The sequence below is a fragment of the Paenibacillus hodogayensis genome (assembly GCF_039536325.1).
In the GTDB taxonomy this organism is placed as follows: domain Bacteria; phylum Bacillota; class Bacilli; order Paenibacillales; family NBRC-103111; genus Paenibacillus_AB; species Paenibacillus_AB hodogayensis.
Genome location: NZ_BAAAYO010000001.1, coordinates 698,307 through 715,989, shown reverse-complemented (window position 1 = coordinate 715,989; position 17,683 = coordinate 698,307). Strand labels below are relative to the sequence as shown.

Below are 17,683 nucleotides of genomic sequence, written 5' to 3'. Positions count from 1 at the left end.
AGAACTATATAAGTTGAACGAATGTTTGGGAAGCCCATTTCATTCCGAAAAGGACTGCCTTGCTGCTCAGACATGTTGTTTTCAACTCCTGGATTGAAAAAAAGACTCAGCGGAATGGAGCTGAAAGCCAAAACTCGCTGCAAGGCAGATCCCCTTCTCCATTTCACTTGGCTATTTCCAGGAAGTGATTCGTTCAACTTATATAGCATGTGTCATGATTACAGAGGACTGCCTCAAAAAGGTCCAAAAGGACCCTTTGAGGCAGCCCTGTTTCTTGTTGACGCGCCCAACCAGGACATATTTTCCAGCTATTGAAGGCTCGGTTGTGCAAGAAGTTAAGCCCCCGTGCAGCTGTTAAGGTTGAGCACTTTTTCTGTGCAACGCGCGAATCGTAGTATTAATTCCCTCTTCGAACCTCGTCGCCTTAATCGGCCCGATCAAACGCTTATATTTGTCCCCGCTCAAGACCAGCGGCTCTTCGGTCAAATAAAGCATCTCCACGATTTCCTTCATGACCGGTATGGACATGCCGAGCAGAGAGAGCCCCAGTTTTCCTAGCGGAAGGACTGGTTTGGTGCTATTGCTTGCCTGACGGGCTATCCGAACGATCTCTTTGCCCGAAATTAACCCTGCACCGGGAATATTCCAGTTCTGCCCGTAAGCCTCGTCTCTGCCGGCCAGTTCCGCAATCATGAACGCCGCGTCCGGCAAGTAGATATACTCCCGCGGAACATGCATGTTGCCTATGAAAAAGGCCATCTTGCCGGCGGCTACCGATTCGAGCGTAGAGCCGAGATAAGAAGCCTCATTCGCCGTCGGGCCGTAATAATCAGGCAAACGGACGATCATGACCTTAGCCCGGCTCCATTTCCCATCGAACAGCATCTTCTCGTAAGCGAGCCTGGTCTTGCCCTTCTTCGTATGGGGCTGCTTCGGATGCTCCTCGGTCACCAGGTCCATCCGTCTTCTTCCATAGGGATAGATGCCATCGATGACGACTACTTGTAAGCTCAGCCGATCCGCTGCTTCCATCACCGATTCACCCAACGGAATGAGCTTGGTTACCATCTCGTGATACAGCACGTTTGCACAATGGAAGAGGACGTCTACGCCCTCCGAAGCGGATACGATGCTATCCGGCTGGAACGCATCACCTAACGCGAGGGTCAAATGCTCGGGGTTGCCCAGCCTGCTTCTAAGCTGCTCCAGCTTCTGCCGAGATCGTCCGAAGGCCACCGTCGGTATCCCTCGCTTGACCAGTTCCTCCGTAACGGAAGCGCCAGTGCCTCCCGTTGCTCCTATCACCATTGCTTTTTTCAAGAGAATCACCTCAAGTTCTTTGTTATTAATCAATTACTAACTTGAAATCAATATATCATGGTGTTATTGATTGGTCAATCACAAATTTAAGCCCATCATTTTCCGGGTTCTAAGACAATCGATGCTCATGAGCCCATGCCCCCGAGAACAGAATTTCACTTTGGTAACATATCCCACGGTTTTTCCACAATTCGTCCAAAGTTTTGCCTAAGTTGAGCGGTACAATGAATCGTGTAAGGTATAGATGATTCAGAGGAGCGGATATCATTGAAAAAAGTAATTATTGCTCTGTCACTCGGTCTTATGCTCGGGTCAGCATCGACAGCCTTGGCTGCGATGAACGAGACGGTGCAGGCGACTGTTACGAAATTCGTTATTAAAGTGAATGGAACCGAGAAGACGCTGCAGACATCGCCTATCGTCGTGGACGGCTCGTCCTATCTGCCGGTCCGCGAAGTGGCCGGGCTGCTCGGCGCCGAAGTAGACTATGACGATGCAACCCGCACGATTTTGTTGAAAACGCCCGTTCCCATGAATATGGGGGAAATGACCCCCACGCAACCCTTAAAGTGAGGATTGAAAAAAAATCTGCGTATTCTGCTGACTACAAGGCGTCCGAGCTTATCGGGCGCTTTTGTATTTCATGCCGGTGGACCAACGAGCTCCGCAGGGAGAATAGCGAAACCAGGCTCAACCCTAGACGTATTACTAGAAGAAAGCTTGCCATCGTTAACGGGGGCGCGCCAAGTGTCGGATTTTGCCCCGTGAATAGAAGGGACTTCTTGGAGGTCCGCAGCATCATGAACGAGCCTATTTCAGGAGAGGAGCCTACATGGTTCAAAACATTATCGATTATTTATCGGCATTTGGAGCACTCGGGCTGTTCGTGCATGCCTTTTTGGATGCTATCATATTTCCGATTCCAGCTCTGTTTCTACAAATACCGCTTAGTCTTGTGAATCCGAACGAAGCGCTCTGGCTGGCAACGGTCGGGTTTGCCGCTTGTTTGCTTGGTTCCCCGGTCGGCTATTACATCGGCAAGAAAATCGGAAGTACCGTACTTTACAAGATGCTGAAAAAGACTTGGGTCGATAAAGCCAGAGAGCTCTTTCGTAAAAACGGGGAAGCTGCCATTTTGATCGGTTCCTTCACGCCGATTCCATTTAAAGTATTCACGATTCTTTCGGGCTCCTTGAACTTCCCGCTGTGGAAGCTTCTCGCGTATGCGGCGGTTGGCAGGGCGGTTAAATTTTATGCAGTTGGAACGCTCTTCTATATCTACGGCCGCTCGGCTGCGGATATGGTCCATGAAGTCACATTGTATATGCTTGTGATTGGCATCCCGCTTATTCTGCTTTTCCTGCTGGTCCGATATAAAGTACGGCAGAGGAAACTTAAACGACTTCAGGAAAATGAAGAAAGATCATCCAAGGATGTCGGGAGTGAGTGAAGAGGATGGAGCGATCTTCGATAAGTATAGAACCTATGCTGCCCAGTGAAAATGTTGATGAAAGCATCGCTTTCTATAGGGCGCTTGGTTTTGAAATTGTCCGTGACGAGACGTTCCCTTACCGATTCGCGGAAGTACGGGATGGGGATCTTTGGCTCATGACGTCAAACTATGCCCAGCACCTTCGAAAATGGGCTGGAATCGAGTCAGGCGTTTAGCGAGAGAGCAGCTTGTAATGGATTTGCCGGTCCATGGATGGAAACAGTTTAGGTCAGCGTACGATTTTTGATATAATTACGGGAAGAACTTGCAGCTACCGGCTACATACGGCTGACTTTAAACGGGAAAAGGAACTGACCATGGACTGGGACGAACAGATCTTGCTGTGGAATCAAGCGGCTGTCAAAATCATGGATATTCGGCATCGCTTGTTGACTGGCGGGGAAGCGGTGCATGCCTATAAATTGCCGACCACTGCATTTTTATTGGCTGCGCAGGGACAGGCTTGCGTGAAGATCGATGGGAAAGCGCATATGATGCGGCGATTTCACGTTCTGCACAGCGGCAAAGACGGCACTCTGGAAATCGTGCCTACAGCCGACAAATTTGCCTATTACCTCGTATTTTATAAGGCGTTGTTTCCGTTCCCGCTCGGACCAACGCTCTCGCGTCTGGCGGAACAGTCCGGTCCGTTTCACGCTTCCTACCATGTCGTGCCGCAGAATCCGTTTTTCTTGTATGACAGCATGCGCAGGATGGAGCGGTTGTGGCGGAAGGAGAAGGGGCTGGACCATTTGCAGGTGAAGGCCCTGTTTTATGGATTTGTACATGAGCTTTTGAGACAAATGCCGGAAAAGGAAGCGAAGGGCGGCAGTCCGGATTTGGTAACGCAGATCTTAAGGTATATCGACGAGCATTACGAGGAGTCGATTGCCATGGAAGATTTGGCGGAACTGCTGGATTGCAGTATCAGCTACATGTCCCGTGTGTTCAAGGCACAGGTGGGGACGAGTCCGATAGATTACTTGATACAGATCCGCATGGACCGAGCGAGGGAACGACTAGCGTCGACGGAGTGGAGCATTCAGAAAATCGCGCAATCCGTAGGGTATGCGGATGTCTATTATTTCAGCCGGTTATTCAAGAAGCAGTCCGGCCTCTCTCCGATTCAATTTCGGAAAAGAGCGGAGATCCAACGAGAGGTTCAGCATATTCCATCCGCGCGTTCAACATTATCCATTGTTTCGGAAAGTCCCTTTCTTTATAGTATTGATGAGAATGAAAATCATTATTATGAGGAAGGGGATACAGAAAAAGCTATGTATCGGGATAAGAAAACATCTCTGGCCGCAGTGATGCTGCTGTGCTTGACCTTGCTGCTGAGCGCGTGCCAGACTGGAGGAAATCAGGGCAGCCCTGCAAATCAACCTTCAGCAGCGCAATCTCCTTCGACCCACGCCGGAACGAAGGATAGCAATAAAGCGGATGGAACGCGAGTATACAAACATCTGCGCGGCGAAACGGCAATTCCGAAACAGCCGAAAAGAATCGTTACGGCTTTCCATGTGGGGCAACCTATGGCGCTTGGCGTCAAACCGCTCGGTTCCTCCACTTACATTTTGCAAAATCCGGCGATCGATACCAAAGGTATGGAAGACTTGGGCGTTCCGCTGAATTTGGAAAAAATCACTTCGCTTGATCCGGATTTAATTATTCTGATCGATGCTTACGTGGAGTCGGGCGGGGGATATGACGCATTTTCCAAAATCGCTCCTACGATCGTCATCGAGCCTTACTACGACCCGGTGAAAGATATTGCGCTAATGGGCGATATTCTCGGGAAAGAAGAAGAGGCGAAGCGCTGGACCGAAGAGTTTGAGAAAAAGATTGTCGCAGCCAAGAAGCAAGTCAATGAAGCGATCCCGGCGAATGAAACGTTTACGATCGTAAGCTTTTTTGAGAAATCTCCCCGCGTGTACCGGGATCAGAACATGGGCGGCAATATTTTGTACAAGTACTTGGGTTTAAAGCCGCAGCAAAAAGTGTTAAGCGATTTAATTAACAGCGGGCAGAAGCCTCCTTACTCCGAAGTGTCGGCTGAGGTTTTATCCGAATTCATTGGCGACAACCTCTTCGTAGCCGTGAATGATGGCAATCGGGCCGCATTTGAAAGCTTCAAGAAAACAGGAATCTGGAATAATCTAGGTGCCGTAAAAAACGGTAAGGTGTACACGATCGATTACGACTTGTTTTTGCAAAGCGATCCAATTGCGGTGACCAAGCAAGTTGATTTGTTGACCAACATACTAACCGGTAAAAACAAGTAAGAGCCCGGCCAAGCCAATTCTCATCAAGCAACCCGAAAACGGACCGTCCTCCCTCTCAAGGGATAGCAGTCCGTTTTTTAGTTTCATACAGCCGCCGGCATTATGCCGAGCGTTTCAATTGTTTGATGCGAAAGGAAATGGCAAAACTCAGAATGACCAGCAGCAGTTGAAGAGACAACGCCAGCAAAATACCGGTTAACAGCCCCCAATTCAAGCTCTGGCTTATCGCAATGAAAGCCCCGCCGATGCCGATGCTTAACCCCGGACTGAACGCGTCTGTAAACTGCAGGCTTGCGGATACTTCGCCTTCTTCTCCGGTACGGGCGTGCTGCAAGGCGATTGCTCCTGTTGTAGGGTGCGCCAAGCCGATGCCGAATCCCGTGAACAATTGGGATATAATCGCGAATACGATTCCGCCTTCGGACAAACCGACAGCGAGCATAACGGCGGCAACGCCTACGATCATGAAGCCGATGCCGGTCATGACCCGTTTGTTCCGTCCTGCCCCGTGATCTTTGGAATCCAATCTGGATTGGAGCCAAGCCGCCGCCGACCAGCTTAATGCGCCTGCTGCCACAATTAATCCGGCCAAATCCGCCGGCATTTTTTTCACATCCGTCAACGCTAGTACCACATAGCTTTCCGTGGCATTATAACAAGCGACAAACAAACCTCTTGAAAAAATCGTGGCAGGCAATCCCCTTCTTGCGCTGAACGTCCCCGCGGGCAGCAGCTTGCGCAAAGGCACAATCATGATCAGAAATCCAGCCACTGACAGCGCCATGCCTTTCCAGTCCGTAAGCATGCCGAGCCCGCTAAGCAGCAGCCCTGTTCCTAGCGCAAGCAATACGGCGTATCCTTCTTTGCGCCCGTTCTGCCGGACCGACTTATCGCCTGCCGGAAATTTGCGAAAAGCGGGGAGCGTGAGAACAACGGCCAACCCGATAAAAGGAAGCACGAGCCAAAATACAAATCGCCATGACAAATACTCCGCCAACAGTCCAGCAATGTAGGGTCCCGCTAACGCAGGCAAAATATAGGCGCTTGAAAAGACGGCCAATATTTTCGTTCTCAGCCGATCGGGATAACCTAACGTGATGCTGTAGTAAACGCATGTGATGATAGCTCCCGCACCGAATCCCTGAAACACTCTTCCCCAAATCAGTGTACCCATATTCACCGAAGTGGCGGCAATGACGATTCCGACCAAGAACAGGAGAATGGACGCGACAAACGAAGCAAACACGCCGTTTTTTTGGATCCGCTGGCCAACTGTCATCGTTCCAACGATTTGCGCCAAAAGAAAAGCGCTGAAGATCCATCCGTACCAGTGAAGGCCCTGCAATTGTTGCGCCACACTCGGGGCGATGGTGGTAATCGCCAGTCCTTCAAAAGCTACCGTGGTAACGGCAAGAATGATCCCGATGGTCAACGCCCGGTAAGGCGCGTCAAAAATTCCGACTTCTTTTCTGGATGGAGTCATCCTGCATCCTCCTTTTTTGTTGTTATGTCATTATTTGTCTTAGCAAGTATTGGACCCGATTGGTGAAGATGTCTTGAAATGATAAATAGAAAGTAGGCATCGCGATAATAGTCGAAGCAACTATTTATGCGGCTTGATGTGAGCTTTTTATCATAGACATGATTATAGTTGCTGTGACCATTATATGAGCATTCGATTTTACTGTCAACTGGGTCTGCCCGCCGGTCCTCCATCGAATATCATTTATTTCAAGCAGAAGTCTTGACGTAAAAAAGAAACCGCGATTATAATTCAAGTAATTGATTGAATAGTTTAGAAAGGATGAAAGGTATGAACCAAGAGCATCCCGCTCGCGCTTTCAAAGACGACTTGTACCGGCAGTTTGCCCGAATCGGGAAATGCTTGTCCAGCGATAAACGGTTGGAACTTATGCATTTGTTATCTCAAGGACCAAAATCGGTGGAGAAAATGGCCGAGGCAACAGGGATGAGTGTGGCTAACGTTTCCCGCCATCTGCAAATTTTGCACGATGCCAACCTGGTGAAGTTTAACAAGAAGGGGACGTATGTCATCTATTCCTTGGCCAGCCCTTATATCGAAAGCTTTTTGAATTCCCTATGGCGGGTCAGCGAAATGCAGCTTGGAGACATTGCCCGAATTAAAACCGACTTCTCGGGGCAGTGCGACGATTTACAAACCCTTTCCCTTACTGAAGTGTTGAGCAAAATGGATGCTGGCAGCATCATTCTGCTGGATGTACGCCCAGCCGATGAATTTGAAGCCGCCCACATTCCGGGAGCGATTTCCGTCCCGATGGAGGAACTGCATGATTACCTGCAAAGTCTTCCGAAAGAAACCCGGATTGCGGCATATTGCCGCGGGCCGTATTGCGTGTTTTCCGCCGAGGCGGTCAAGAAAATGCAAGATGAGGGGTTTACCGCTTTCCGGATGAAGGAAGGGGTTTATGAATGGCGGGAGCATCAGGCGGCAATGTCGTAAAGCAGAGGGAGAATACTACGATGTCAGAACTGCTGCAGGAATACACCGAATCACCCGAGAAGCAACGCCAATTGTTCAAAAGAACTATGCTGGTCGTCATCGCTTCGCAAATTTTTGGCGGAGCCGGGTTGGCTGCAGGCGTTACGGTCGGGGCGCTGCTCGCCCAAGACATGCTCGGAACGGACAGCTACGCGGGAGTTCCCGCCGCCTTATTTACGCTAGGGTCCGCTGCCGCCGCGCTTTTGGTCGGTCGCTTATCCCAGCGTTTAGGCCGCCGGGCCGGGCTGGCCGCCGGCTTTTTGACGGGCGGACTGGGCGCTGTAGGCGTCGTCCTGGCAGCGGTCTTCGATCATTTGCCGCTGCTCTTTATATCTTTATTAGTCTATGGTGCCGGTACAGCTACGAATTTGCAGACACGTTATGCCGGTACGGATTTGGCGCTGCCTACGCAGCGGGCGAAAGCGATAAGCACCGCTATGGTTTTCACGACGTTTGGCGCGGTGGCTGGCCCGAATCTCGTGACTATTACGGGGCGGGTAGCTGTTTCGATGGGCGCTCCCGCGCTGTCGGGCCCGTTTATGCTGGCAGCCGTCGCTTATCTGTTAGCGGGTATTATCCTTCTCCTCTTTCTTCGGCCTGACCCGTTCATCGTTGCCAAGGCGATTGCGGAAGCGCAGCGCGTCAAGCAAAGCCGGAACGGCGCGGAGGCGATTGTTCCGGAAGCGGGCATTCGCAAGTCGGGCATCGTTGTGGGGGCGACGGTCATGGTGTTAACCCAAATTGTGATGGTAGCCATTATGACCATGACACCGGTTCATATGAAGCATCACGGACACGGGCTGGGGGACGTTGGGATCGTTATTGGCATCCATGTTGCAGCGATGTACCTTCCTTCCCTGATTACCGGCATTCTCGTAGATAAATACGGGCGTACGATGATGTCCTATGCCTCTGGCGTTACGTTGCTCTTGGCGGGGCTAGTTGCCGCCTTGGCGCCCGGCGATTCGATGGTTTTCCTCGTTCTTGCGCTGGCGCTTCTTGGCTTGGGCTGGAATTTCGGCTTAATTAGCGGTACGGCAGCCATTATCGATGCGACGCCGCCGCATACTCGGGCGAAGACGCAGGGCACGGTGGATGTGCTGATCGCGTTGGCCGGGGCTTCCGGAGGAGCGCTCTCCGGCATGATTGTTGCCCAATCCAGTTACTCCACGCTCTCCTTGGCAGGAGGATTCCTGTCTTTGCTGTTAATACCGGTTGTCGTTTGGTCCCGGAGTCAGAAGAAGGCGTGACCTAAACCCCTTCTTCGACCCTGGCGGGAATATGTATAGACTAAGGCTCCGTGTTCTTTCCGGAGCCTTTTCCGTTTATCTTGGAGCCCATCGGTCTTCTCCTCCTGTTCGTTTCCGTTCCGCTCAGCGGCCGGACAAGGCGAAAGCTTGGAGCGTGGTCAGCCTAAGGATTTTCCAATGTCCCGGCCTCCCGGCGGCGCGAGCTCATAAACACCAAGGTCAGCGCAATGACGACGAGAATAATCCCGTACAGTCGAAATCCCTCGGCGTTGAACGTCCCGCCCATGACGATACCGAGCAGCAAGGAAGAGAGAATGGTTCCCAAATATCTCGATGTCATGAATACCCCGGATGCTACCCCGATCATCTCTTTTGGAGAACTTCTGAACAACGCCGCCTGCATACCGACGTTATTCAGCCCGTTGCCGATACCGAATGCGGCTAACGTCAGACATACACCGATCACCGGCGATGTTTCATTCCATGTCACCATCCATACCGCCCCGAACGTCATCAGGATTCCGGCTGCGAGCAAGGCCGGCCGCGGTCCCGATTTGTCTATCCACCGCCCTGCGATCGGAGAAGCGACGAGCGAGCACAAGCCTAAGCTTAGCATGAGGATGCCGGTATGGAACTCGCTGACATGCCGCACCGTTTGCAGGTAGGACGGCAGTCCGAAAAAGAGCGAGTAATACAAGATGTTTACAAGGATAAATTCGACATTGATCCATGTCATCGAGGGAAATTTGGCGAATGTGCGCAAGGGAATAAAGGGCGTCGCCGCTTTCAACGAATGTCGGACGAAAACGGCCAGAATCGCCAGACCAGCCAGTCCCAACATGACATACACGACCGAAGCGTGTCCGGTTGATTTTACGGACAGCAATCCGACGAGCAGGGCGATGAAACCTGCGGTAAAGAGCAGAATCCCTGTAACATCGATCCAGACCCACCATTTGCGAAAGGACATACGGGGTGCAGCGGATGCCGGTCGCTCGTCCTCTGGAATCATTTTCCAAGCCAGCAGAAAGCTCGACACGGCGAACGGAATATTGATGAAGAAGATCGCGGGCCAATCCGACCAGTGAAGCAGAACCCCGCCTATAAAGGGTCCGATGGCCGCCGCGCCTGACAGGAAGATGGACAATACGGACAGCGCCGTCGCTTGCCTCTCCGTAATATGAATGCGCACAATGGCCATGCCAACGGCAACCATCATACTCGTTCCGATGGATTGAACAATGCGGAACACGATGAGCCATCCGAAGCTCGGCGATAGCGGAGCCAATAAGGACCCCACGAACGCTACTACGAGCCCGGTAAGAAAAATCTTCTTGCGACCGAATAAATCGCTGGCCTTTCCCATGATCGGCTGGGCGATAGCGCTTGCCAGGTAGAAAGAAAAAATAACCCAGGATACAGAGGTAAAGTCCAGACTAAACACATACTGTAGCCTTGCAATTGCCACCGAAATCATCGATGAATTTAATGGGTTCAGCAGCACCCCCAGTCCGACGGAAATCAACAACCACCTGCTGCGAACACTCATGTTTGTTCCCCCTTTGAAGCGTGTACTATGATCGTACGGGAAACCAACCATTTATTCCAACGCATTTTATGCTATAATTTCATGAATTCAAAGGAATGAATGGAGAGCGAATGATGGAACTTCTTCAATTGCAATATTTCCTCACGGTAGCCCGATTGGAGCATGTGACCGAAGCCGCGCGAAGTTTGCACGTCACGCAATCGTCGTTAAGCAAAACGATTCAACGGTTGGAGGAGGATTTGGGGGTTCCTCTATTCGATCGGATAGGGCGAAAGCTGCGATTGAATGAGTTCGGGAGCCGATTTCTTTCCAGGGCGGAGAGGGCTTTGTTTGAATTGGAGCAGGGGAGGCGGGAGATTGGCGATTTATCCGGACCGGAGCGGGGCACTTTGAAATTGGCGGTGACCGCCGCAAGCATGTTACCCCAGATTCTGAAGGAGTTCCGGAAAAAGCGGCCCCATATTCAATTCCATGTGCAAATGTTGACCACGCAGGAATTGAGCAGGCTTCTTCATAGAGGCGAGGTCGATTTCGGTTTAGCCTCCCCTCCTGTGCGAGGGGATGACATTGAATGCCAAATCGTGTTCATCGACCCCATTCTTGTCGCCGTTCCGAAGGGACATCGTCTGGCCGGGCGAAGCAGCGTATCCTTGACGGAGCTGCGGGACGAATGGTTTGTCGGTGTGAAAAGAGGCTACGGTACTCGCGATTTGGTGGACCCGATCTGCCAAACGGTGGGATTTGTCCCCAACTATGTGTACGAGGGAGACGAGCCGGCAAGGCTGACCGCTCTGGTCGAAGCCGAAATCGGCATCGCCTTCGTACCGAGCACGGCCAGAAATGCGCGGGAGCAAATCTATTATCTCGAGGTCGAGCATCACCAATTAAGACGGGAGATCGCATTATTGTGGCACAGGAGCCGATACATTTCACGGGCTGCTTTGGAATTCCGCGAGGTCGTCACCGATTATTTCAAGACGTTGTCCGAGCAGTCCCCGTGATCGCGAGGGACTGTTTCTTTTTTGTCAGAATCGCTGATCCCATTCATACTAGAGCAGGAGACTTATTGCGCTGTATATGAGCAATAGAGCCATGATGAGATTGACCGGACGCCAATACCGGCCGATGACCTTGTGCAGCAGCGCTCCGGCAACCGCCCAGAGATGGGTGGCCGTATTGCCGATAGCGGCGGACAACAAAATGAAGCAAGCGATTGCCGTCATGGACGAGTAGGATGGAAGAACGTAACTGATGAAGGACGTAAGTCCCCATAAGATGATTTTGACATTTAGAAATTGCAGGATGAAGCCGCGCAGAAAGGAGGAAGAAGCCGGACGCCTTTCTTCCTTCCCGGGACGTTTGCTTGTGGCCGTCCGATAGGCGAGATAAAGAATATAGACGAAGCCGATCGTTTTCAAATAATGCATGACGCCGGGCATGTAGGCTGCCAGAATCAGGCTAAACGTGCCGCAAACGATCATCACGCACAAAAAACCGGCGTATATTCCGAGCAGCAACGATTTGCTTTTGTTTAATCCGTACGTACTGACCTCGTGTAAGGCCAGAATGTTATTGGGCCCAGGCGAAATGGCTGTCGTAACGGCATAGGAAAAAAAAGAAATCCATAGAGTGGCGCTCATGGGAAGTCAACCTCCATCTCTGTTCGTTTGTACAAGAATATCACAGAGACATGTTTTAAAATAATTGATAGAATAGAAAAGTAAATTCGAAAATATTGAAGTTACGGAGGCGCTATGGAATTAAAATATTTAAATACGGTGAAAACGATATTGGACACCGGGAGCTTTCAAAATGCGGCCCGCCAATTGAACTATACGCAGTCCACCATTACGTTTCAGATTCAGCAGCTGGAGCAGGAATGGCAAGTAAAGCTTTTTGAAAGAATCGGAAGGAAGATGGTTTTAACCCGGGCTGGGCAGGATATTTTGCCTTTGATTGAGAACATTTTGGAATCTGCGGAACAGATCCGCAACTATGGCAAAAGCACCGCCGACATCACAGGAACGTTAAGAGTAGCCCTTCCGGAATCCTTACTGATTCATAAATTGCAGCCTGTCTTGAAAGAATTTAAAGAACGGGCGCCGCGCGTAAAATTATCGCTGCAGCCGCTAAATTGCTATATCATTCGAGATAACGTGCTGCACGGCGGAGCGGATCTCGGCATTCATTATGATGTAGGCGGTTTTGCAGCTTCGATCCAATACGAAACGTTATCCGATTATGAAACGGTCCTGATTGCCTCGCCCTTGCTTTCTCAGGCAGATCATGATTTCATTCAGGCCAATCAGCACAAATCGGTCAGTATGATTATTAACGACCCGGGTAGTATTTTTCAGCGAAAATTCGATCAGTATTTAAAAGAGAACAATATCCGAATGGATGGGATCATTGAAGTAGGGAGCATTGAGGCGACCAAGCGAAGTGTAAGCAGTAATTTGGGAGTAGCGTATTTGCCCCGGTTTACGGTCGAAGAGGAATTGAACAACGGGACTGTAATCGAGCTCCAGACCAGACTTGATGCTCATACCATTCAAGCGGTTTGTTCTTATCACAAAAACAAATGGGTAGGCGCACCGATGAAATTGTTTCTCGGCTTGCTGCGGAACCATCTGGCGAGCGGCTCCGAAACGATGGACGGAGAAATGGCCGTCGCATTGGAGTGATTCAATCGGAACGATTCAATGCTCAGAGGAAGACATCTTGGAGCGGAGACAGCCGACAACACTGTTTGGAGTATGTTCAGCTGTCGTTCCGTTAGTTCAAAGCTATTTCACAGCCGTCGAAAGACTGCCCATTTTTGATTAATTGTAAAGCATATGCGACTGCGCTTTGCTGAAAGTCATTCAACTTGGACTCATCTCCGTCCCAATTGCTAAGCCACCAAAAGAATGAGCATATGTTTCGATAGTCCATAAACATTGGAATTTGTTTAATCCAATAATCCGTTAAGTGATTAGACTTGAAGTACCCTTCCAGGAATTCGTTCAAAAATTTGGTCGCAAATTCATTTTTGGATTGTCTGTCATCTTTTGGCGCCCCCCACCAAACAGCATGAGCTGCCGCGATCGCAATGTCCAACGAAAACCAACCATATATACTATCGTCAAAATCAAAGACCGTAATCAATTCTCCGTCTATATGGAAATAGAGATGCTCCCCACAAATCAGGATCATTTCTATTGAAGCAGCTGCCTGGTGCCCTATGAAAAGCTGTTGCAATGAAGCACATCTCGTCCTCTTCGTACACAGCTGTGAATTGATTATCTATAGTTCTGATTGGTAATGATGCAGGAACACCGTTTTGAACCAAGTAGTTTACCCATTCCATTTCCGCTTTTATTTTACCGACGTAAGCACGAGGCTTTTCAGTTATTCTTAAAATAAAGGGTTCCTCTTTCTTTGCGAAACGAAATACCTCATTAGTAGAATGGCTTATAAACACAAGAGAGCCACTATCAAACGCAAAAGACGCAGCCGCTTTATTTAATATCTCTGGACTCGCCATCGTGAACCTCCTATTTAGGTACTACCGGTCCGGTAAACGCATACGGATATTTCTTTCAACAATTCACCCTTTGATAGCTGTTATCGAAAGCCATTGAGGAATAGCCGCTAATGGATTTTTGGTCCAGTCGCAATAACCTGCAAGCTCTTCTTCAGACAAAAAATCTCCTTTATCGGTTGAATCATCCACCCAAAATGAACCATCCTCCGCATACATTTCCTCGACACGTCTGATGTTAAGGGATGATACTATGATGGCATTCATCATATCTTGGATGCGCCATTTAAAAGTGGGTACCTCTCCAAAAGGCCCTGTCACATCGTACGGTTTTTCCACCATTAGATGATTTCCCGCTTTTATGCCGAATGGACGCATAAAGGGATGGATATCAAACATCATGTAAACCCCGTTTTTCTTTAAAACCCTTGCAATATTTTTGTACATGGACGCTAAATCATGAATCCAAACATGAACACCATTTGAAGTGTACACAAAGTCGTATTCATTACTTGTTACACTCGATAAGGTCATCGTATCTTCGCATAGAAACTCAATATCCCATCCATATTTGTTTGCGATGGAGTAAGCGTATTCTAATTGCTTTTCCGAAATATCACATGAAGTTACTTTTGCCCCTAGCAAATGAAAAGCAAATACCGCATGGTTATCGCCACTTGAAGGAACCAAAACTTTTTTGCCGCTCAAATCCGGAACCGCTTCTTGAATCATGGAATAGGCGGTGCGGTGAAATGCCGACGCTGGATCATGTATAATTTTTGCTATGACCTCATCCGTACGTTTCTTTTCATACCAAGAATCGGACCACTCATTCCATTTGTTCTTCACTACATTCTCCTTGCTGGTCATGTAATCCCCTCCCTTACGATGCAACGACTCTCTTCATTATTGTATACCCTCTATAAAAAGAAAAGGGACTGTATGGATAAAGTAGACTATTCTGCTAAATAAGCCGAACGAATCATCCTCATGGAACAAAATGTCCCGACCCGGGTCCAGTGACCGCTCCAACGTTAGACGAGCCCCTATACCGGACAACGGACAGAAGATGCGCTTCTCTTCGTTTGCTACACTTTTATGGGTAACCAATTTAGCCGGAAGGAGCTTAAGCAGTTGAAAACCGTATTGCGCATCTTCATTTATCTCATCGTTATTGTGGTCGTCGTGGGAGGGGCAGGCGCGATCGGGTTCGTTCATACGATGAATGCCGGAATGTCGGTTTACGATAAAGCCGCCCCTGCCTTGAACCATGTGAAGGTACCGGACTATGACGCGAACAAACCGACAGTGGCCGTGCTGCTGGCGAACGAAGCGACGGAAGTATTCGATTTTCTCGTGCCGTACGAGATGTTTGCGATGACGGAAGCTTACAATGTTTACGGCGTTGCCCCCGATGGCGGGATTAAATCGCTCACCGGCGGACTCGATGTCGTCCCGCATTATTCGTTTGACGATCTGGATGCGATGCTCGGCAAAAGCCCGGATATTATCGTTATTCCGTTTATGCCGATTTTGGACGAGCACAAATATGCGCCTGTCCGTGAATGGATTCGGAAGCACTCCGGCCCCGAGACGACCTTGCTCTCCATCTGCAACGGTGCGGAAAATCTGGCGGATACCGGCCTGCTGAACGGCAAATCGGCCGCGACGCATTGGGGAGACATCGACCGGCTCATGCAAAAGTATCCGGACATCCAGTGGGTGAAAGATCGGCGTTTCGTCCCGCAAGGCCATATCGTATCTTCTGCGGGTCTGACATCGGGAATCGACGCTACGCTATACGTAATCTCCCAGCAGTTGGGCGAGGCGGCGGCAAAGAAGGTGGCGAACGGGATGAATTATCCTTCTTACGATTATGTGACTAACCCGCAAATGAAGCCGTTTGTCGCCGGCTTGAGCGATATGACGTACATCCTGAACAACGCTTATCAATGGAACAAAGTGAAGGCGGGCGTGCTGCTGTATAACGGTGCCGATGAATTGGATTTGTCTGCCGCATTCGATACGTACGCCGCTTCCGGTACGACGACGACGCTGACCGTGTCCAGCGCGAACGAGCCGATCGTAACGAAGCACGGCCTGAACCTGGTCGCGCGTTATCAGAGTAACAACGTGCCGAAGCTGGAGAAAATGATTATCGTCGGCGCCGATGCGGAGTCGGCAGCCGCCAAAGACATCAGCGAATGGAAAGAGAGCGGCAGCAGCACAAAGCTGTTGTTCCTGCACCGCGGCGCGGCGGACCGGTTCGCCATGGATCCGGCATTCGAGGATTTGGCCGGGCAGGAGGATGTACAGACGGCGAAGTTTGCCGCCAAGCGGCTTGAATACCGCGCAACCGGCCACCTGAAGCTGGAAGGCAGATTCTTCTCATCGGAAGCGTTTGGCATACCGGTTTTGCTTGGCTTTCTGTCCTTGCTCGTCGCTTTTAACCTCGATCGTCGCTTCATCGGCAGGAAGAAGGGAACGGCAGCAAATAGAGCGGCATCGAGGTAACGCCGTTCGATGCAAAAAGAAGGCAGCCGATCGTTTAGAACGGCTGCCTGTATCTTTATGTTCTCGTGCCCGTAAATCAGAGCGGCAATACGGTTATTTGCTCTTCGTGGATAATTTCGCCGTTGTCACGGAAGCCGAAGCTTTCATATAGCTTTTTGGCGACCGCATTTTCGGCTTTATAAGATATCCAGCGGTATTGCGCAGGCCCAGCCGGGCAGGTGCGGATAAACTCCAAGATTTTCTTCATGGCTTCCCGTCCATAGCCCCTGTACTGGTGCTGCTTGTCAATCATCAGTCGCAGGATGCAAAGCTTACCGAAAGGATGGCAAGCTTTTGATTCAGCTTACAAATACAGTCTTTCAGTCACATTCCGGCCATTTAAAGAGCGGCCCCGGAACCTCCATCCACATTCACGGAAGTACCCGTTACATAGGAAGCTGCATCCGAAGCTAAAAAGACGATGACTCGAGCCGCCTCCTCGGTTTCCCCGATCCGTCCCAAAGGAATGCCCCGTCTCGAATCTCTCGAAAATTCCTCCCAGCTCGTATTCGGTGCCGATCGTTTCCAGACTTTCTCGACCTGGTCGCTGCGAATCGAACCGATGCATACCGCGTTGACTCGAATGCCGTCGGCGGCCAGGTCTTTGCTCATCGCATTCGTAAGCGCCAAACCCGCAGCCCGGCTTACGGAGGACGGGAGCGAAGAGGCGGAAGGCGTCTTTGCCCCGGATGTCGCCAAGTTCACGATCGATCCGCCGCCTGCTTGGCGGAAATAAGGAATGGCCGCACGGGAACAATGGATCGCGCCGAACAATTTCAAATCCAAATCCTCGCTCCATTTGTCCGCATCCACTTGATCGAAAGGTTTTGCCGCCGCCGTTCCGGCATTGTTGATCAAGATGTCGAGCCGGCCGAAATGCTCCGCGGTTTGAACAACCGCCCGTTCGCAGTCCTGCTGCACAGCGATGTCGGCGCTAATATAGAACACATCTGCTCCGGTTTGCTCCTTGATGGATACGGCGGCTTCCCGAAGCTGGTCTTCATTCCGGGCGCAGATGGCGACTTGCGCCCCTTCCCGGGCCAGCAGAAGCGCAGTATGGAATCCGATCCCTTTGCTTCCTCCCGTAACAAGCGCGACTTTTCCTTGTACTCCCAAGTCCAACAAAACCCACTCCTTTGCGGCTTTTACTTGCAATGTCCCTCTACGACTAGATTACCTCTCTATGGACA

16 protein-coding genes are annotated in these 17,683 nt (G+C 50.4%); 8 read left to right on the top strand and 8 right to left on the bottom strand.

The annotated features are described in order from the left end of the window. Positions 1-354 precede the first annotated feature (354 nt). Positions 355-1,320: an NAD(P)H-binding protein gene (locus tag ABD796_RS02770; RefSeq protein WP_344902473.1), complete on the bottom strand. Its 966-nt coding sequence runs from the start codon at positions 1,318-1,320 to the stop codon at positions 355-357. 267 nt (positions 1,321-1,587) lie between these two features. Here ABD796_RS02770 and ABD796_RS02765 point away from each other — a divergent pair, with 267 nt between their 5' ends. From ABD796_RS02765 to ABD796_RS02755, 3 genes are all read left to right on the top strand, one after another. Beyond that, positions 1,588-1,893 (top strand): stalk domain-containing protein, encoded by a 306-nt coding sequence (locus ABD796_RS02765; RefSeq protein ID WP_344902470.1) that lies wholly within the window; start codon positions 1,588-1,590, stop codon positions 1,891-1,893. A gap of 259 nt (positions 1,894-2,152) precedes the next feature. Continuing rightward, complete coding sequence (locus ABD796_RS02760; RefSeq protein WP_344902467.1) at positions 2,153-2,770, top strand: YqaA family protein; 618 nt, start codon at positions 2,153-2,155, stop codon at positions 2,768-2,770. Positions 2,771-3,021: 251 nt separating this feature from the next. Continuing rightward, positions 3,022-5,097 (top strand): AraC family transcriptional regulator, encoded by a 2,076-nt coding sequence (locus tag ABD796_RS02755; protein ID WP_344902464.1) that lies wholly within the window; start codon positions 3,022-3,024, stop codon positions 5,095-5,097. 100 nt (positions 5,098-5,197) lie between these two features. Here the strand turns inward: ABD796_RS02755 and ABD796_RS02750 are convergent, their stop codons facing one another. Beyond that, positions 5,198-6,580 (bottom strand): MFS transporter, encoded by a 1,383-nt coding sequence (locus tag ABD796_RS02750; RefSeq protein ID WP_344902461.1) that lies wholly within the window; start codon positions 6,578-6,580, stop codon positions 5,198-5,200. Positions 6,581-6,910: 330 nt separating this feature from the next. Between ABD796_RS02750 and ABD796_RS02745 the strand changes: the two genes are divergently transcribed. Then, the gene (locus ABD796_RS02745; RefSeq protein ID WP_344902458.1) at positions 6,911-7,579 is read left to right on the top strand and encodes an ArsR/SmtB family transcription factor; all 669 of its coding nucleotides are present in this window, start codon (positions 6,911-6,913) and stop codon (positions 7,577-7,579) included. A 20-nt stretch (positions 7,580-7,599) separates the two neighbouring features. Next, complete coding sequence (locus ABD796_RS02740) at positions 7,600-8,868, top strand: MFS transporter (protein WP_344902455.1); 1,269 nt, start codon at positions 7,600-7,602, stop codon at positions 8,866-8,868. Positions 8,869-9,031: 163 nt separating this feature from the next. Here ABD796_RS02740 and ABD796_RS02735 read toward each other — a convergent pair whose 3' ends face one another. Beyond that, a complete protein-coding gene (locus ABD796_RS02735; protein WP_344902452.1) occupies positions 9,032-10,417 on the bottom strand; it encodes an MFS transporter in 1,386 nt (461 codons plus the stop codon). Positions 10,418-10,530: 113 nt separating this feature from the next. Here ABD796_RS02735 and ABD796_RS02730 point away from each other — a divergent pair, with 113 nt between their 5' ends. Further along, positions 10,531-11,418 carry a LysR family transcriptional regulator gene (locus tag ABD796_RS02730; RefSeq protein WP_344902449.1) on the top strand — a complete coding sequence of 296 codons (888 nt, stop codon included), beginning with the start codon at positions 10,531-10,533 and terminating at the stop codon, positions 11,416-11,418. 48 nt (positions 11,419-11,466) lie between these two features. On the opposite strand, the gene ABD796_RS02725 is transcribed toward ABD796_RS02730, so the two are convergent. Next, positions 11,467-12,057, bottom strand: a complete 591-nt coding sequence (locus ABD796_RS02725) for a LysE family transporter (protein ID WP_344902446.1) — start codon at positions 12,055-12,057, stop codon at positions 11,467-11,469. A 114-nt stretch (positions 12,058-12,171) separates the two neighbouring features. Here ABD796_RS02725 and ABD796_RS02720 point away from each other — a divergent pair, with 114 nt between their 5' ends. Further along, positions 12,172-13,101: a LysR family transcriptional regulator gene (locus ABD796_RS02720; protein ID WP_344902443.1), complete on the top strand. Its 930-nt coding sequence runs from the start codon at positions 12,172-12,174 to the stop codon at positions 13,099-13,101. Positions 13,102-13,547: 446 nt separating this feature from the next. Here the strand turns inward: ABD796_RS02720 and ABD796_RS02715 are convergent, their stop codons facing one another. Together ABD796_RS02715 and ABD796_RS02710 are read right to left on the bottom strand one after the other, a co-directional pair. Continuing rightward, positions 13,548-13,943, bottom strand: coding sequence for an aminoglycoside phosphotransferase/kinase family protein (locus ABD796_RS02715; RefSeq protein WP_344902440.1), 396 nt, complete (start codon positions 13,941-13,943; stop codon positions 13,548-13,550). A 63-nt stretch (positions 13,944-14,006) separates the two neighbouring features. Continuing rightward, a complete protein-coding gene (locus tag ABD796_RS02710) occupies positions 14,007-14,810 on the bottom strand; it encodes a class I SAM-dependent methyltransferase (protein ID WP_344902437.1) in 804 nt (267 codons plus the stop codon). A gap of 264 nt (positions 14,811-15,074) precedes the next feature. Here ABD796_RS02710 and ABD796_RS02705 point away from each other — a divergent pair, with 264 nt between their 5' ends. Continuing rightward, complete coding sequence (locus tag ABD796_RS02705; protein ID WP_344902434.1) at positions 15,075-16,454, top strand: DJ-1/PfpI family protein; 1,380 nt, start codon at positions 15,075-15,077, stop codon at positions 16,452-16,454. Positions 16,455-16,530: 76 nt separating this feature from the next. On the opposite strand, the gene ABD796_RS02700 is transcribed toward ABD796_RS02705, so the two are convergent. Together ABD796_RS02700 and ABD796_RS02695 are read right to left on the bottom strand one after the other, a co-directional pair. Then, entirely contained in the window at positions 16,531-16,755 is a 225-nt protein-coding gene (locus ABD796_RS02700; protein ID WP_344904178.1) for a GNAT family N-acetyltransferase, read from the bottom strand. Positions 16,756-16,832: 77 nt separating this feature from the next. Further along, positions 16,833-17,615: an SDR family NAD(P)-dependent oxidoreductase gene (locus ABD796_RS02695; RefSeq protein WP_344902431.1), complete on the bottom strand. Its 783-nt coding sequence runs from the start codon at positions 17,613-17,615 to the stop codon at positions 16,833-16,835. Positions 17,616-17,683: the final 68 nt, after the last annotated feature.

Excerpts from the sequence above, each read along its gene's own strand:
- ABD796_RS02760 (WP_344902467.1), top strand. The coding sequence starts at position 2,153 with ATGGTTCAAAACATTATCGATTATTTATCGGCATTTGGAGCACTCGGG.
- ABD796_RS02755 (WP_344902464.1), top strand. The coding sequence starts at position 3,022 with ATGGATGGAAACAGTTTAGGTCAGCGTACGATTTTTGATATAATTACG.
- ABD796_RS02750 (WP_344902461.1), bottom strand. The coding sequence starts at position 6,580 with ATGACTCCATCCAGAAAAGAAGTCGGAATTTTTGACGCGCCTTACCGG.
- ABD796_RS02745 (WP_344902458.1), top strand. The coding sequence starts at position 6,911 with ATGAACCAAGAGCATCCCGCTCGCGCTTTCAAAGACGACTTGTACCGG.
- ABD796_RS02740 (WP_344902455.1), top strand. The coding sequence starts at position 7,600 with ATGTCAGAACTGCTGCAGGAATACACCGAATCACCCGAGAAGCAACGC.
- ABD796_RS02735 (WP_344902452.1), bottom strand. The coding sequence starts at position 10,417 with ATGAGTGTTCGCAGCAGGTGGTTGTTGATTTCCGTCGGACTGGGGGTG.
- ABD796_RS02730 (WP_344902449.1), top strand. The coding sequence starts at position 10,531 with ATGGAACTTCTTCAATTGCAATATTTCCTCACGGTAGCCCGATTGGAG.
- ABD796_RS02725 (WP_344902446.1), bottom strand. The coding sequence starts at position 12,057 with ATGAGCGCCACTCTATGGATTTCTTTTTTTTCCTATGCCGTTACGACA.
- ABD796_RS02720 (WP_344902443.1), top strand. The coding sequence starts at position 12,172 with ATGGAATTAAAATATTTAAATACGGTGAAAACGATATTGGACACCGGG.
- ABD796_RS02715 (WP_344902440.1), bottom strand. The coding sequence starts at position 13,943 with ATGGCGAGTCCAGAGATATTAAATAAAGCGGCTGCGTCTTTTGCGTTT.
- ABD796_RS02710 (WP_344902437.1), bottom strand. The coding sequence starts at position 14,810 with ATGACCAGCAAGGAGAATGTAGTGAAGAACAAATGGAATGAGTGGTCC.